Consider the following 16150-nt stretch of genomic DNA (forward strand, 5'->3'; position numbering starts at 1 on the left):
GTGAGACATGCCGTTCAGCTTATGTGCCGGATCATGCGTGTTTACGCAGGAGGGCGGTGAACATGGCATCGGTGCCGTGCCGGTGCGGCCACAACTGCACCGCATCGGTATCGCCGAGCCTGTCCACACCGGGGAACACCGCGCGGGCGTCCTCGGCTGTCACCGGATGACGGCGCACTGCATCGGAGACCACGCCCACCGTTTCGGCCAGGTGCGGCGAACAGGTGCTGTACACGACGATGCCGCCCGGCCGGGTCAATTCGATGGCGCTGGAAAGCAATTCGCGTTGCAACTTGACCAGCGCCGGAATATCGCCCGGTTGACGGCGCCAGCGAGCCTCCGGGCGGCGGCGCAATGCGCCCAGCCCCGTGCACGGGGCATCGACCAGCACGCGGTCGAAGGACCCGGGCACCAAGCCGCTTTCGCGCCCGTCCGTCGTGAGCACCGTCACCGGCAGGGATTTCGTGGCGGCGGCCACCAGTTCTGCGCGATGGGCAGCGACCTCGATCGCCGTGACGTGCGCTCCACGCTCGGCCGCCAGTGCGCCCAGGAGCGCGGTCTTGCCGCCGGGCCCTGCGCACAGGTCAAGCCATTGCTCGTCGGTTCCGTCCAGCGAAGCCAAGGCGGTCGCGCGCGCGACTAGCTGGCTGCCTTCGTCCTGTACCTGTGCCAGGCCGTCGCGGACTGAGTCCACCCGACCCGGATTTCCGCCGGGCAGGTACACGGCATAGGGCGAGTACCGGCCGACGGTGCCGCCCACCTCGTCGGCCAGCGTGACCGCGTCGATGTGCCCAGGACGCGCGGCGAGGTGCACCACGGGACGCTCGTCATCGCTGGCGAGCACATCGGCGAGTTCGCCTGCCGCGGGGCCAAGTGCATCGGAGAATGCTTGAGCGATCCATCGTGGGTGGGCGGTCGCGAAGGCGAGTCGGCCTATCCTGTCGGATTCCGGCGGGGCGAGCTCATCGACCCATTCCTGCTCACTGCGGCGCGAGATCGTGCGCAGCACCGCATTCACGAAACCGGCTCTGCCCTGGTCGAATTCGACGGCCACGGCATCTACTGTGGTGGACAGTGCAGCGTGTGGTTCCACGCGGGTGCGCAGTAGTTGGTAGGCCCCCAGTCGCAAGGGATCACGCAACCCCTCGTCAACCTGGTCGATAGTGCGGCCCGCGGCCGACGCGATGACCGCATCGAGAAGACCACGAGCCCTGGACGTTCCATAGGTGAGTTCGGTAGCGAAAGCGGCGTCGCGCCCGGTGATACCGCGTTCACGCAGCAGTGCGGGCAGGGCCAGATTGGCATACGCATCCTGGCGCGATACCGCGCGCAGTACGTCGAGCGCGGCCTGACGTGCCGGGTCGAGCTTGTGGCGTGCACGCTCCTTCGGGCGCGCATCCTGGTTGGGCCGTCGGCGTGGTGGTCGGGTAGTCACAGTGCGCGCACCTCCGCGTCCAGCCGGGCGCCGCGCGCCCAATCGACAGCGTTCATCAGCTTCTTACCTTGGGGTTGTACCTCGTCGAGCGCGATCGGTGTGGTGCCGGTGCCCACCAGCACGTCACGCTTGCGGACCGCGAAGGCTCCGGGTGGTAGTTCCTCGGCGGGCACATCCACATCTGTTCTCACCGGTCCAACCTTGATACGAATGTCCCCGATAGTGGTCCAGGCACCGGGTTCGGGTGTCATGGCGCGGATATGGCGATCTATCGCGTGGGCAGGCAGCTCCCATCGGATACGTGCCTGTTCCACCGTGATCTTCGGTGCGACGCTCACTCCGTCGGCCGGCTGCGGCACGGCCACCAGTGCCCCGTCTTCGATCCCGTCCATTGTCGATTCAAGAAGCCCCGCACCGGATTCGGCAAGCCGCCCCAGCAGCGCACCGGCGGTGTCACGTGCAGTGATCCGTTCGGTGACCACGCCATAGACGGGCCCACTGTCCAGCGCGGGCTCGATGAGAAATGTCGTGGCACCTGTTATCTGGTCCCCGGCCGCGATGGATGCCTGCACGGGTGCGGCACCGCGCCACGCGGGCAACAGCGAGAAATGCAAGTTCACCCAGCCGTGAGTGGGCACGGCGAGCAGTTCTGGTTTCAGCAGGGCGCCGTAGGCGACCACCGCGCAGCAGTCCGGAGCGAGTTCGGTGAGCTCCCTGACGAATTCCGCGTCGTTGGGCCGCGCCGGTGTGAGCACAGGCAGCCCATGCTCGCGGGCCAGCTCGGCCACCGGCGACGCCGCCGCAGCCCGTCCCCTGCCCGCGCGGGCGTCGGGCCGCGTCAGTACCGCGACAACCTCGTGACGGGAGGCCAGCAGCCGTCGCAGAGACGGCAACGCCGGGGCCGGAGTACCGGCGAACACTATGCGCACCGCGTCAGTCTAGGAAGGATGCACCGTCCACATCGAATCCCAGGCGCGCCGGCCAACCCTGGAGCCGTACACATGCTTCGCCGAGCAGAGCGGCACTAAGTCTGGATACATCCGATACCATGATTTCGATGGCTACCAGAGGACGAGGCCGGCCGAGTGGCGCTCCGTATGATCGCAAACTGCGAGCAGAAGAACTACTTGACGCCGCGGAGCGCGCGATTCGCAACACGGGAGGCACCGTCTCCATCGCCGAGGTTGCCAGGGAGGCCGGATTCGCCCGGTCCGCCTGCTACGCAATCTTTCCCACCAAGGCGGACCTGCTGCGGGCGTTGAGCCGCCGCCACGCCGATCGGCTGATCTCCGGTTCGTGGCGAGACAGCATGGTCGGCGATATACGCGACCAGACCCGGGCATTTGCCGACATCGTCATCGACTGGATCACCGCGGAACCGGAGCTGTACATCGCGCTCGATCGCGACCTCACCGCGCAAGAACGGCTCGATCACGGGGTGTTCGACCTCATCGCGCAGGTCACCGAGGAACATTTGCAGGCCGAGTTCCCCGGCGATCACATGCAACAGCTGGCGCCGATCTGGTCTCGGCTGGCGGTTGGCGGTGTGCTCATGACGATCAACTGGTGGAGCGCCTCGCGGACTCTTAGCCGGGACGATCTCATCGGCTATATCGTCGAGACCTTCGCCCAGGGCATCAGCGCCGGTCCCGCGCTCGTCGCCGCTAACACCTGAGGTTCGCCCGATCAGCCCACATGCAGCGGGTCGATCTGCACTCTGACGGGTTCCGCGTCGCGCCGGGCACTCAACGTTGCCACTCCACGGCGCAAAGCCGCGGCCATCTCCAGCCCGGCTGTGCGCGGTACGCGTACGAGCATGCGCACCACTTCGGCACCATCGGATATCCCGGCCGGCCGGCGAGCTCCCGCCGGAAGATCGACCGGTCCCAACAGTTCGGCGCCCTCGGGCAGCTCCGCGGTGTCGACCAGGGCGGCCACCGCTGCGGCAGGCCCGTCGATGGCCGCGATGTGCACCTGCGGCGGCAATCCAACCTCTGCGCGCGCGGCCAATTCGCCGGCGGCATGCCCCACCGGATCCCACCGGATGAGTGCCTGCACGGTGGGCAGTGTGGAGTCCGCGACCACCACCACGGCGCCACCTTCTTCATGTCCGCGCACCAACGCCGCGGCTGCCATCCACTTCCGCAACGTGTCTTCCGCGGCGCGTAGGTCCTGGCGGCCCAGCAGCGCCCATGCGTCCAAGAGCAGCGCCGCGCCATAACCGTTGGGTGTCAAGGGCTCTGCCCCCGGCGTGCACACCACCAGGCTCGGCGGCCCGGTGACCATGGTGTGCACCTCGCCGCCACCGGATGTCACCACCGGGACCCCGGGCAGTGCCCTGCCCAGTTCCTCGGCCGTTCTGCGGGCACCCACCACCACGGCGCGGACCGCGCTGGAGCCACAGCGGACGCAATGCAGGTCAGCATCCACGCGTCCGCACCAGCGGCAGCTGGGGCTGACATTGTTGGACGGCCCGCCGGGCCCTTCCAAAGCCAGTGGGCCGGTGCAGTGACGGCACCGCGCGACAGTGCGGCACCGGGTACAGGCCAACGCCGGAACGTATCCACGTCGCGGCACCTGCACGAGCACCGAGTGGCCGCGCTTCAACGCATCCCGCGCGGCCGTCAGCGCCACCATGGGAAGCCGCGCCGAACGTGCCGCCGGATCGCGTTCCTGCGCGTACCCGCTGTCGTCGAGAGCACTGATCCGCGCGCAGGCCCTGCGCACCACAGGCCGGGCCGCCACAAGGTCGTGTGCCCAGCGGCTCTCCACGAGCGCCTGCGATTCGGCGGTGCGCGCGTACCCACCGATCACCGCCGCGCATCGCAGCTGATGTGCGCGCAGCATGGCCACCTCGCGGGCGTGCGGGTAGGGCGAACGGGGTTCGGCGAGATTGTCGTCGCCGTCGTCCCACACCATCACCAGACCCAAATTGGCCACCGGGGCGAACACCGCGGCCCTGGTACCGATCACCACGGTCGCATCTCCACGCAGTACCGCCAGCCAGCGCCGATACCGCTCGGCGGGTCCGAGTTCCGCCGAAAGCGCGATAACGCGCGGTGCCCCAATATGTTTCACACACTCAGCGGACAGCGCATCGATATCGCGCTGATCGGGGACGACTGCCAGCACTCCCCTGCCGGTGCCGGACGCGGCCACCGCCGCCTCGGCGAGGCGAGTGCACCAGGCCTCGCCGGGCAGCGCCTGCCACGCCGCGCGTGCTGCCCTGCCCTGCGACAGTGCCTCGAGAAAACGCTCGCCGCGCTGGTAACGAGCCCAGCCCGATCCGTCGACCGCTGGCAGCTCGAAGTCATCGGCGGCCGCCGGGCGAGTTTCCTTCTCGGCCCGCGCATGGCGTGGCGGCAGCGCGAGTCGCAACACGTCGGCGCGGGTTCCCGCGTATCGGGCCGCCACCGCGTCAACGAGCCTGCGCACATCCGGCGTCAGCACCCGCGTGGGTGACACCACGCGATCCAGCCACCCGAGCTTGCCCGCGTGATCGCTTTCGGAACGGCGTTCCAGCAGGATCGCGTCGACGAGCCGGCCATGGAAGCGCACCCGCACCCGTACTCCGGGCTGGGCGTCGTCGGATTGCTCCGCGGACACCAAATAGTCGAACTCACGATCGAGATGCGGCACGGTGAGCAGCGGCAGCACCCGGGCAACCGGCTCATGCTCGGCCACCACCCGCGTCGCAGTCACCTGGTGGTTCTAGCAGACGCCCCCGACTCGCAGGTCAGCACCCGTTACAGTGACGGCATGACCGCCACCGAAACCGGCATCGACCCGATCATCCTCAAGATCCTGGAAGCTGTTCCGATTCAGCTCGTTTCGCCGGACGGGCCGCAGGCTTCCCGGGACGCGTATCGCGCGATCGCCACCGCGCGCCCGCCGTGGATCGAGGTGGCCAAGGTAGAGGACCGCACCATCCCGGGCCCCGCGGGTGAGATACCGGTACGTATCTACTCTCCGTCCGAGGATGGAGTGCACCCGGTGTTTGTGCTGATCCATGGGGGCGGCTGGGTGATCGGCGACCTCGATACCCACGACGCGGTCGGCCGCGCCGCGGCCGTGCAGGCCGACGCCGTGGTGGTGTCGGTGGACTACCGACTGGCACCGGAGCATCCCTACCCCGCGGCGGTCGAAGACTGCTGGGCCGCGCTGCAATGGGTGCATCAACACGCCGCGGAGATCGGCGGCGATCCGGATCGTCTTGCCGTGGGTGGCGATTCCGCCGGCGGAAACCTGTCCGCGGTGCTGGCTCAGCTGGCCCGCGATAACGGCATTCCGCTGGCCTTCCAGGTGCTGTGGTACCCGGCCACCACCTTCGACGTGACGCTGCCATCGATGATCGAGAATGCCGAGGCACCCGTCCTGGACACGAAGGCCGTCGCGGGGCTGAGCAAGTGGTATCTCGGGGACACCAATCCGGCCACCGCGGGTCCGACGCTGGTCCCGGCGCGTGCGGAGAGCTTCGAGGGGCTGGCCCCGGCGTTCATCGGGACCGCGCAATTCGATCCGCTGCGCGATGACGGCGCCACGTACGCCGAGCTGCTCAGCGGGGCCGGCGTGCCGGTGGAGCTGCACAACGCCCCCACCCTTATCCACGGCTACCTGGGCTACGCCGATATCGTGCCCGCCGCCACCGAAGAGCGCGACCGATCACTGGCCGCCCTCAAGAAGGCGTTGCACGGGTAGCCCGGCCCGATCTCCGGCTCAACACATACATCAGCGCGCCCCCCAAGAGCGCTCCGGCCGGCCACGAAAGTGCCGTCAGGCTCTGCGCCGAGGGCGCGAGCGCGATGGCGACCGCCGCCGCACCGGAAACACCCAGTGCGATCAGCGCCGCGGGGTTGAACCCGCGGGCGTAGTAGTAGGCGCCCTCGGTGGACTCGGAGTACAGGTCGGCGGTATTGGTGCGCTGGCGGCGCAGCAGGTAGTAGTCCACCACGAGGATTCCGAACACCGGACCCATGAGCGCGCCGACCCCGCCGAGGAAGTACACGATCGCAGCTTCATTCCCCCAGATCTTCCAGGGAAGCACCGCGACCGATAGGACCGCCGTGATGATGCCCCCGGTACGAAACGAGATGTATTTCGGTGCGACATTGGAGATGTCGTAGGACGGGGACACGAAATTGAGCACCACGTTGATGCCGACGGTGGCGATGGCGAAGAGAATCGCCGCGACGACCACTATGGCATCGGAGTCGATATCGGCGACCAACTCCACGGGGTCGGTCATCGCGCTGCCGTACTTCTTCAGCGCGGCAAGCGATATGACGATCGAGATCACCACGAAGGCGGTCTCATTGAGCGGGATCCCCAGTGCGTTCCCCCGCAGGATCGCCCGCCTGCTCGGGGCAAAACGTGCGAAGTCCGCGTAGTTGACCAGGGGGCCCGCCATGAATGCGACCATCAGGAATGCGACACCGGTGAATGCCAGCATCGTGGGCCCCGGTGCCAGCGGCGGGCCCACGCGCGCACCGAAGTCGATGCTCCAGCCCACACTGGCCAACATCCATATCGCCAGCGCGATCATGCCGATCCAGACGACCGGACCCGCCACATCGGATGCCTTCCGAACGATCTCCATGCCGTAGTTGAGAATCAGCAGCTGCACCGTCCACAGCGTCAGGAAAGCGGCCCATCCCAGTGCGTGCAAACCCAGGAACGTCGGCTCGGTCCAGGACCGTAGCCCCGGATCCAGGCGCAACAGCAGCACGATGACCGCCGTGGATGCCAAATAGGTCTGGATTCCGTACCAGAAGATGGCCACCAGTCCCCGTAACAGTGCCGGCACGTTGGCGCCGAAGACCCCGAAGGTGGCGCGCGCGAAAACCGGGAAGGGCACCCCCAGCCGCTGGCCGGCGATTCCGATCAGATTACTTCCGCCCCAGAGCACCAGTACCCCGGTGAACAGCGCGAGCATGGTCTGCCAGCCCGTCAGCCCCAACGCGAGCATGCCCACGGCGAATCCGTAGCTGCCGAGACTGTGCGCCGAGGTCATCCAGAGGCAGAAGATGTCCCAGGTGCGCCAGGTGGCCTGCCCGGCAGTCGTGGGCGCCAGGTCGTCGTTACTCAGCCTGCCGGGCGCCAAAACCGGCGTGAGCTCTCCCTCTGTTGTGGCCATCAGCTCTTCGCCGTGATGTGTTGCGACAGAGCGGGAATAATCGTCTCTCCGTACACCCGCAGTGTCTCCTCCTTGTTGTCGTGCTGCAGATATCCGGCGAATTGGTCCACGCCCAGCGCCTTGAGCTCCAACAATTTTGCGATGTGATCCGCCGCGGTGCCGAGCACACAGAAGCGATCGACGATGTCATCGCCCACGAACTCCGCGTGAGTGTTCCCGGCCCGGCCATGCTGGTTGTAGTCGTATCCCTGACGTCCACTGATGTAGTCGGTAAGAGACTGTGGCACTTGACCGTTGGATCCATATCTGGCCACGATGTCGGCGACGTGATTGCCCACCATTCCACCGAACCATCGGCATTGGTCGCGCATATGCGTCCAGTCCGATCCCACATACATGGGTGCGGCCACGCAGATCCGCACGTCCGCCGGATCGCGTCCGGCCGCCGCGGCGGCATCACGCACCGCCCCGATCATCCACCGTGCGATGTCGATATCGGCCAGCTGCAGGATGAACCCGTCGGCTATCTCACCAGTCAGGGCGAGCGCTTTCGGGCCGTATGCCGCGACCCACACCTGAAGTTCAGATCCTCGACTCCACGGGAATTGCATGGTGGCACCGTGGTATTCGACAGGCCGCGAGTTTGCGAGCTCCCTGATGACGTGGATTGATTCGCGCAGTGTGGTCAACGTCGTGGGCGCGCCGCCTGTCACCCGCACCGCCGAATCGCCCCGACCGATTCCACATATCGTGCGGTTCCCATACATGTCGTTCAAGGTGGCGTACAGCGACGCGGTGACGGTCCAGTCCCGCGTCGCCGGGTTGGTGACCATGGGGCCCACCACAATCCGCGTGGTCTCATGCAGGATCTGGCTGTAGAGCACGTAGGGCTCCTGCCACAACAGATGCGAATCGAAGGTCCACAGATGGGTGAAGCCATGTGCCTCTGCAAGTTTCGCCAGCTGTACGGTCCGCGCCGCCGGTGGATCACATTGCAAGACAACCCCGAAGTCCATCGCAGGCCCTCTCTATCGACCGACCTCAGATGAGGTATTGACACAGGTCGCGGCGCACGAAAGCGCCGTCTCCCTTACTGCCCAGATACTCGTCGCCGTCGACGATCACCTTCCCGCGGGAGAGCACGGTGTCGACATGCCCGTCGATCTCATATCCCTCCCACGCCGAGTGGTCCATGTTCATGTGATGGGTCTTGCCCAACCCGATCGAGGTGTGTCCGCGGGGATCGTAGACAACGATGTCCGCATCGGCACCCGGCGCGATCACTCCCTTGCGGCCATACAGCCCGAACATTCGTGCCGGAGTCGTCGAGGTGATCTCGACCCACCGCTCCAGAGTGATCCGGCCGTCTACGACGCCCTGGTACAGCAGATCCATCCGGTGCTCAATCGAGCCGATCCCGTTGGGAATCTTCGAGAAGTCACCCACGCCCATGTCCTTCTGCCCCTTCATGCAGAACGGACAATGGTCCGTGGAGACCATCTGGATGTCGTTGGTGCGCAGCGCGCGCCACATCTCGTCCTGGTGGTGTTCGCGCTTGGACCGCAGCGGGGTCGAACAAACCCACTTGGCTCCCTCAAACCCCGGCGCACCCAGGTTGTCCTCTAAAGACAGGTACAAGTACTGCGGGCAGGTCTCCCCGTACACGTTTTGGCCGGCATCACGTGCGGCGGCCAACTGAGCGACGGCCTGTTTGGCCGAGACGTGTACGACGTACAGGGGCGCACCGGTCAGATTGGACAGCATGATGGCGCGGTGGGTGGCCTCCTCCTCCAACTGCCAGGCCCGGGCGATGCCGTGGTAGTACGGATCCGTCTTACCGGCCGCAAGTAGTTGAGCCACCAAAACATCTATGGCAGGGCCATTCTCGGCATGCATCATGGTCATCAGCCCGGTGTCTGCACCTACCTGCATGGCGCGCAGTATCTGCGCGTCGTCACTGTAAAAGACGCCCGGATACGCCATGAACATCTTGTAGCTGGTGATGCCCTCGTCAGCCAATCGGTGCAGCGCCATCAGCGAGGCATCGTTGACATCGCCCACAATCTGATGAAAGGAATAGTCCACCGCACACTGACCCGCCGCCATCTCGTGCCAGGTTTGCAGCGAATCTTCAAGCCGCTCACCGTACTTCTGCACGGCGAAATCGATGATGGTGGTGGTGCCGCCCCAGGCCGCGGCGCGCGTCCCGGTCTCGAAATCATCCGATGCCGTGGTACCGCCGAAGGGCATCGACATATGGGTGTGCGCGTCGATGCCACCGGGAATCACGTACTTACCGGCGGCCTCGACCACGGTGTCCACGGCGCTGGCCAGATCCACCCCGAGCAGCGTGCTGCCGGGCAGCAGGACCGCCGCGATCTTCTCGCCATCAACCAGAACATCTGCGGCGCCACGGCCTGTCGCGGTTACCACGGTGCCGCCCCGAATAAGGATCGTAGCCATCGCGGGCCTCCTACGGAGCGACGATCGGGTCGTAGGTGTCCGGCCTGCGATCCCGATAGAACTGCCAGTCCCCCCGCACCTCACGGACCACGGACAGATCCAGATCCCGGATCACGATCTCTTCGGCACTCTCTGAAGCGATCTCACCGACATAGTTGCCGCGCGGGTCCACGAAGTAGGAACTGCCGTAGAAAGTCACGGCCTGATCCCCGAATTCGCCGTTCTCGGTTCCTATCCGGTTGTTGGCACCGACGAAGTACTGGTTGGCTGCCGCCGCGGCGGGCTGCTCCAGTTCCCAAAGCCTATTGGACAGTCCAGGTTTGGTGGCCGAAGGGTTGAAGACCAGCTCGGCTCCCGCGAGCCCGTAATTACGCCAGCCCTCTGGGAAATGTCGGTCGTAACAGATGTAGACACCGATCTTTCCCACCGCGGTGTCGAACACCGGGTACCCGAGATTTCCGGGCCGAAAGTAGAACTTCTCCCAAAATCGATCAAGGTGAGGAATGTGATGCTTACGGTATTTTCCCAGGTAGGTGCCGTCGGCGTCGATGACCGCCGCGGTGTTGTAGAGAACTCCCGGACGCTCCTCCTCGTACACCGGGAGCACCATGACCATGTGGTGTTCCCTGGCGAGCGCCGCGAACCGCTCGGTGACCGGACCGGGCACCGACTCGGCGTATTCGTAGTACTTCTTGTCCTGCACGATCCCGAAGTAGGGGCCGTAGAAGAGCTCCTGGAAGCAGATCACCTGGGCGCCACCGGACGCCGCTTCGGCGACAAAACGCTCATGCTTGGCCAGCATCGATTCCTTGTCGCCAGTCCAAGTCGCTTGCGTCAGTGCGGCTCTGATCACCGTCATTGGCAGACTCTATGCGCACCTCGCCCGGCGCGCGCGCCAATCCGCACAACACCGGCGCGTACACCCGGCGGTTGGCCGCTTGCGATGGGCGCGATGCACCCGTGGTAGAACACGTTACAGTTCTGCGGCACACATCAGGGCGATGCCGCCCACTCACCGAGGGAATGGTCATGCACTGGTACACCGGCAACACCACGTACGACACCGTGCTGACGGCGGCCTTCGGTTTCGCGGCATTCGTGATCATCGGAGGTCTTTTCGCGCAGAGTTCGTACGGGCGATTCTCGACGACGAAGCTCGGCCTCAATCTGAATCCGAAACTCGGTTGGTGGCTGATGGAGATTCCGGCGACCGCAGTGTTTCTCGTCTGCTATCTGACCGGACCTGCGCGTTTTGAGCCCACGTCCTTGGTTCTCGCCGGAATATGGCTGCTGCACTACGCCAACCGCGGCTGGTACTTCCCGCTCGCCATCCGCCAGGTACCCGGCAAGCGCAGTACGTTCAACGTCTCGGTGGTGGTCATGGGCATGCTCGTCACCTCGATGCACGGATACCTCAACGGAACCCTTTTCAGCCACGACTTCTTCGGGCAGTACAACCGCGCCTGGCTGTACGACCCACGATTCCTGCTCGGCCTGGCCGTCTATCTGTGCGGCTTCGCGCTGCTGCTCAGTTCGGAATCGATCGTGCGAAACCTGCGTGACAAGAAGAACCCCGGCGGCGCCGAGTACCGCATCCCGTTCGGCGGTGGCTTCCGATTCGTCACCAGTCCGGCATATCTGGGCGAGCTGATCGCCTGGTCCGGCTTCGCCCTGCTCACCTGGGCCCTCCCCGGCGTCGTCATCCTGTTGATCACGGCCGGCAATCTGATCCCACGCGCATTGGCCACCCACCGCTGGTACCAGGAGAAGTTCGCCGACTATCCGGCCGAGCGAAAAGCGCTGGTCCCTTACCTCATATGAGTACAGCAGCGATAGAAAAGCGCCGGGCGTGAACACTGTTCACGTCCGGCGCTTTTTTGCGAAGAGGCTAGATGGCGGCCTTGAGCGCATCGACCCGGTCGGTCCGCTCCCACGGCAGGTCGATGTCGGTGCGGCCGAAGTGGCCGTACGCGGCAGTCTGCGCGTAGATCGGTCGCAGCAGATCCAGATCGCGGATGATCGCGCCCGGCCGCAGGTCGAAGACCTCGTTGATGGCCTTCTGGATCTTGGCCTGGTCGACCGTGTTGGTGCCGAAGGTGTCGACGAACAGGCCCACCGGGGCGGCCTTGCCGATGGCGTAGGCAACCTGCACCTCGACGCGATCCGCCAGCCCGGCAGCCACCACGTTCTTGGCGACCCAGCGCATGGCGTACGCCGCCGAGCGGTCCACCTTTGACGGGTCCTTACCGGAGAACGCACCGCCGCCGTGGCGGGCCCAGCCGCCGTAGGTGTCGACGATGATCTTGCGGCCAGTCAGGCCGGCGTCACCCATCGGACCACCCAGCACGAACTTTCCGGTCGGGTTCACCAGCAGCCGGTAGTCGGAGATGTCCAGCGATTCCTGCTCGAGCTCGTCCAGAACGGTGTTGACGACCTTCTCGCGGATATCCGGGGTCAGCAGGTTTTCCAGGTCGATGTCGGCAGCGTGCTGCGTGGAGAGCACAACCGTGTCCAGGCGCACGGCCTTGTGGCCGTCGTACTCGATGGTGACCTGGGTCTTGCCGTCGGGGCGCAGGTACGGCAGCAGCCCGTCCTTGCGGACCTCGGTCAGACGTCGCGCGAGGCGGTGCGCCAGCGCGATAGGCAGCGGCATGAGCTCGGGGGTGTCGTTGATGGCATACCCGAACATCAGGCCCTGGTCTCCAGCTCCCTGGGCGTCGAGAGGATCGGCGGCACCCTCCACACGGGCCTCATGTGCTGTGTCGACGCCCTGCGCGATATCGGGAGACTGAGCACCGATGGCGATGTTCACACCGCAGGAGTGCCCGTCGAAGCCTTTGGAGGACGAGTCGTAGCCGATCTCCAGCACGCGATCGCGCACGATCTTGGGGATGTCGGCGTAGGCGGAGGTGGTGACCTCACCGGCGACGTGGACCTGACCGGTGGTCACCAGCGTCTCCACTGCGACCCGGGACTTGGGGTCCTGTGCGAGCAGCGCGTCGAGAATCGAGTCGCTGATGGCATCACAGATCTTGTCCGGGTGCCCTTCGGTCACCGATTCACTGGTGAAAAGCCGTCCCGCTGAGCTCACCGCGCAGCCCCTTTCAGATCGTTACGTGTCCTAATCATTATGGCCGACGATTTGGTATCGGGGCCATGCCGGGTTGTCAGGTTCACTGACAAAGTCCGGCGACGGCATCCACAATACGGCTTGCCATCAGAACTTTGGTGCCGTGCTCCAACACGACTTCGGCGATCTCACCACCGCCTTGAGCGGACAGCAGCCATCCATCGTTGCTATCCACCTCAAAGGCTCGCCCCTCGCCAACAGCGTTGACTACCAACAGATCACAGCCCTTGCGCTTCAGCTTGGCGCGGGCGTGGAACAGTACGTCGCCGTTGACGTCACCGGTTTCGGCCGCAAACCCGACGATGGCCCGCATCCTGGGCAGCTGCCCGTCTGAGCGCGCACGGACCACCCCCGCCAACACGTCGGCATTACGCAGTAACTCGATGGGCGCATCGACGGGATTCTCACCGTCAGCGCCGTGACTCTTTTTGATCTTGCTGGTCGCAACGTGCGCGGGCCGGAAATCGGCCACGGCGGCCGCCATGATCAACACCTCGGCCGCCGGCGCGTGTTTGTTCACCGCATCCTGCAATTGCGCGGCAGAGCTGATGTGCACTACCTCGACTCCGGCCGGGTCGGGCAACCCGACGGTATGACCCGCGATGAGCGTGACCTCGGCGCCGCGCTGTGCGGCCACCCGGGCGATCGCGTATCCCTGCTTACCGGAGCTGCGATTTCCGATGAAGCGGACGGGATCCAGGGGCTCACGGGTGCCACCGGCCGTCACCAGGACGCGCACACCTGCCAGATCGTGCGGGAGAGCATCGGCTCGCGCCAGCAGCAGCTGTGCCAGCGTCGTGATTTCCTCGGCCTCGGGAAGCCGGCCCGGACCGGTATCGGCGCCGGTAAGGCGTCCTGAAGCGGGCTCCAAGACCACCGCGCCATGGCTCCGCAATGTCGCGACGTTCTGCTGCGTTGCCGGGTGCTGCCACATCTCCGTGTGCATCGCGGGCGCGAACAGGACCGGACAACGCGCGGTCAGCAGGGTTGCGGTCAGCAGATCGTCGGCGCGGCCAGTGGCCGCGCGGGCCAACAAATCGGCGGTGGCAGGAGCGACCACGACAAGGTCTGCGTCCTGCCCAAGCCGAACATGCGGGACCTGCGGAACATCGTCGAACACCCCGGTTCGGGCCGGCTCACCCGAGAGCGCCTCGAAGGTGGCGGCACCCACGAACTGCAGAGCCGACTCGGTCGGTATGACCCGGACGCTGTGTCCGGCCTCCGCGAGTTGGCGCACCACAGTGCAGGCCTTGTACGCGGCGATTCCTCCGCCTACTCCGACGATGATCCGCGACACAGCCGGACCTCAGGCCCGATGCTCTTCGCGCGAGCCGCTCATCGCAGCTTCTACTCGCCTTCGGTGTGCTCAAGCAGGTCGCCGTGGATCTCGCGCAGCGCGATCGACAGCGGCTTCTCCTGCAGACCCGGCTCGACCAGCGGCCCCACGTACTCGAGGATGCCGTCGCCCAGCTGGTTGTAGTAGTCGTTGATCTGGCGTGCGCGCTTGGCTGCGTAGATCACGAGCGCATACTTGCTCGATGCCCGCGCCAGCAGCTCGTCGATCGGCGGGTTGGTGATACCCAGCGGCGTGTCGAGCGCGGCGTCGTAGCTTTCGGTGCCCGGTTCGACGATGACGTCAGTCTGGGAGGTGCTCACTAAGAAATCTCCTGGATAGGTATATGGCGCTGAATATGGCGGGCGCGGTATTCGCAGTCTTTGTTCATGCGCTGCCGATTAACGTCCGACCAATAACGATACCAACTGTGCGCAGGCATTTTCCAACTGGTCATTGACGACGACGACATCAAAGTCGCTTTGAGCCGCCATTTCGACCTCGGCAGTTTCCAATCGCCGGGCGATCACGGCCTCCGATTCGGTGCCCCGGCCGGTGAGCCGCTGCACCAGCGCATCCCAGCTCGGTGGCGACAGGAAGACCGTCAGAGCCTGCGGAAGTACCGCCTTGATGGCGCGGGCACCGGCCAGATCGACCTCGATGAGAGTCGGCCGCCCGGCCTCCATCGCCTCGTGAACAGGCGCCGCAGGGGTTCCTGAACGCTGCAAACCGCCATGAATATCGGCCCATTCCAGCAGCGCACCGGTGTCTATGAGCCGCTGGAACTCCTCGGTGGTGACGAAGTGGTAGTCCACGCCGTCCACCTCACCGGGCCTCGGGGCCCTGGTGGTGGCGGAGACGCTGAAGAAAAGACCATCCACGTCATCGCGTAACCGATGCACCACGGTGGACTTACCGACGGCTGAGGGGCCGGATAGGACTACTACCCGGCCCCTCGTCGAAGCTGTCATCTGGAGAAGATCAGGAGAAGTCGAACCGCTCCAGCAGCGCCTTGCGCTGACGGTCGCCGAGGCCACGCAGACGGCGGGTCGGGGCGATCTCCAGCTCGGTCATGATCTCCTGCGCCTTGACCTTGCCGACCTTGGGCAGGGCTTCCAGCAGAGCGGAAACCTTCATCTTGCCGAGGACCTCGTCGGTCTCGGCGTCCTTGAGCACCTGCTTGAGATTGGTGCCGCCTTTCTTGAGCTTCTCCTTGAGCTCGGCCCGGGCGCGGCGGGCGGCAGCCGCCTTCGCCAACGCGGCGGCACGCTGCTCGTCAGTCAACTGTGGAAGGGCCACGATTCCTCCGTCTCATACGAAACTCGTCGGTTTTTCTGATCGGCTGGAAAACAACCAGCCAGCGACAGCGACCGTACCCACGCCAACCGACATATGTGAACCCCACCCCCCTCATCTCGGTGAAAATCGCCTGCTAGAGGGGCCGCAGGCGATCCTGCCGAGCAACCATCGCTTCCATGCGTTCCGACCCGGCATTTCTGCAGGTCGCAATTGAATAGCGTTGTTGCACAATATGTTTCACGCGGAGTTGACAACACCGCCGATTCTTGTACCTGAACCGGAGACAAGCAAACCGTGATTGCCATGAGGGCAAACTGAAAATCTTGTGTGAATCTCGTGTTGCGCGTGTCGCGACCC

At 65.3% G+C, this 16150-nt stretch carries 15 protein-coding genes; 3 read left to right on the forward strand and 12 right to left on the reverse strand.

From position 1 onward, the window contains the following. Positions 1-31: 31 nt before the first annotated feature. Both RHO23_RS09310 and fmt read right to left on the reverse strand, forming a co-directional pair. Positions 32-1435 (reverse strand): RsmB/NOP family class I SAM-dependent RNA methyltransferase, encoded by a 1404-nt coding sequence (locus RHO23_RS09310; RefSeq protein ID WP_070930699.1) that lies wholly within the window; start codon positions 1433-1435, stop codon positions 32-34. Beyond that, the gene (gene fmt / locus RHO23_RS09315; protein WP_081349344.1) at positions 1432-2364 is read right to left on the reverse strand and encodes a methionyl-tRNA formyltransferase; all 933 of its coding nucleotides are present in this window, start codon (positions 2362-2364) and stop codon (positions 1432-1434) included. The genes RHO23_RS09310 and fmt overlap by 4 nt, the downstream gene beginning before the upstream one ends. Before the next feature lie 179 nt (positions 2365-2543). Here fmt and RHO23_RS09320 point away from each other — a divergent pair, with 179 nt between their 5' ends. After that, on the forward strand, positions 2544-3110 hold the full coding sequence (locus RHO23_RS09320; RefSeq protein ID WP_064410332.1) for a TetR/AcrR family transcriptional regulator: 567 nt from the start codon (positions 2544-2546) through the stop codon (positions 3108-3110). Positions 3111-3121: 11 nt separating this feature from the next. Here RHO23_RS09320 and RHO23_RS09325 read toward each other — a convergent pair whose 3' ends face one another. Next, positions 3122-5137, reverse strand: coding sequence for a primosomal protein N' (locus tag RHO23_RS09325; RefSeq protein WP_423488961.1), 2016 nt, complete (start codon positions 5135-5137; stop codon positions 3122-3124). Positions 5138-5194: 57 nt separating this feature from the next. On the opposite strand from RHO23_RS09325, the gene RHO23_RS09330 reads away from it, so the two are divergent. Then, positions 5195-6133, forward strand: a complete 939-nt coding sequence (locus RHO23_RS09330) for an alpha/beta hydrolase (protein ID WP_057966039.1) — start codon at positions 5195-5197, stop codon at positions 6131-6133. Here RHO23_RS09330 and RHO23_RS09335 read toward each other — a convergent pair. From RHO23_RS09335 to RHO23_RS09350, 4 genes are read right to left on the reverse strand one after another with little or no spacing between them, the layout of a single operon-like run. Further along, a complete protein-coding gene (locus RHO23_RS09335; RefSeq protein ID WP_423488962.1) occupies positions 6111-7568 on the reverse strand; it encodes an NCS1 family nucleobase:cation symporter-1 in 1458 nt (485 codons plus the stop codon). The genes RHO23_RS09330 and RHO23_RS09335 overlap by 23 nt on opposite strands. Then, positions 7568-8584, reverse strand: a complete 1017-nt coding sequence (locus tag RHO23_RS09340) for a TIGR03842 family LLM class F420-dependent oxidoreductase (protein ID WP_423488963.1) — start codon at positions 8582-8584, stop codon at positions 7568-7570. Before RHO23_RS09340 ends, RHO23_RS09335 begins: the two co-directional genes overlap by 1 nt. Before the next feature lie 25 nt (positions 8585-8609). Next, positions 8610-10031 carry a dihydropyrimidinase gene (gene hydA / locus RHO23_RS09345; RefSeq protein ID WP_070917545.1) on the reverse strand — a complete coding sequence of 474 codons (1422 nt, stop codon included), beginning with the start codon at positions 10029-10031 and terminating at the stop codon, positions 8610-8612. Between the two features lie 10 nt (positions 10032-10041). Continuing rightward, complete coding sequence (locus tag RHO23_RS09350) at positions 10042-10890, reverse strand: nitrilase-related carbon-nitrogen hydrolase (RefSeq protein ID WP_057967962.1); 849 nt, start codon at positions 10888-10890, stop codon at positions 10042-10044. Between the two features lie 170 nt (positions 10891-11060). Between RHO23_RS09350 and RHO23_RS09355 the strand changes: the two genes are divergently transcribed. Then, on the forward strand, positions 11061-11852 hold the full coding sequence (locus RHO23_RS09355) for a 3-oxo-5-alpha-steroid 4-dehydrogenase (RefSeq protein WP_217339425.1): 792 nt from the start codon (positions 11061-11063) through the stop codon (positions 11850-11852). A gap of 67 nt (positions 11853-11919) precedes the next feature. Here the strand turns inward: RHO23_RS09355 and metK are convergent, their stop codons facing one another. From metK to mihF, 5 genes are all read right to left on the reverse strand, one after another. Continuing rightward, positions 11920-13122 carry a methionine adenosyltransferase gene (gene metK, locus RHO23_RS09360; RefSeq protein WP_030093540.1) on the reverse strand — a complete coding sequence of 401 codons (1203 nt, stop codon included), beginning with the start codon at positions 13120-13122 and terminating at the stop codon, positions 11920-11922. A gap of 82 nt (positions 13123-13204) precedes the next feature. Further along, positions 13205-14458 carry a bifunctional phosphopantothenoylcysteine decarboxylase/phosphopantothenate--cysteine ligase CoaBC gene (gene coaBC, locus RHO23_RS09365; protein WP_423488964.1) on the reverse strand — a complete coding sequence of 418 codons (1254 nt, stop codon included), beginning with the start codon at positions 14456-14458 and terminating at the stop codon, positions 13205-13207. A gap of 50 nt (positions 14459-14508) precedes the next feature. Further along, a complete protein-coding gene (gene rpoZ, locus RHO23_RS09370; RefSeq protein ID WP_030093542.1) occupies positions 14509-14817 on the reverse strand; it encodes a DNA-directed RNA polymerase subunit omega in 309 nt (102 codons plus the stop codon). Positions 14818-14895: 78 nt separating this feature from the next. Beyond that, entirely contained in the window at positions 14896-15465 is a 570-nt protein-coding gene (gene gmk, locus RHO23_RS09375) for a guanylate kinase (RefSeq protein WP_046253899.1), read from the reverse strand. 10 nt (positions 15466-15475) lie between these two features. Further along, on the reverse strand, positions 15476-15793 hold the full coding sequence (gene mihF, locus RHO23_RS09380; RefSeq protein WP_030093544.1) for an integration host factor, actinobacterial type: 318 nt from the start codon (positions 15791-15793) through the stop codon (positions 15476-15478). Between the last annotated feature and the right edge of the window lie 357 nt (positions 15794-16150).

It is taken from the genome of Mycobacteroides sp. PCS013 (assembly GCF_049532645.1).
In the GTDB taxonomy this organism is placed as follows: Bacteria; Actinomycetota; Actinomycetes; order Mycobacteriales; family Mycobacteriaceae; genus Mycobacterium; species Mycobacterium gwanakae.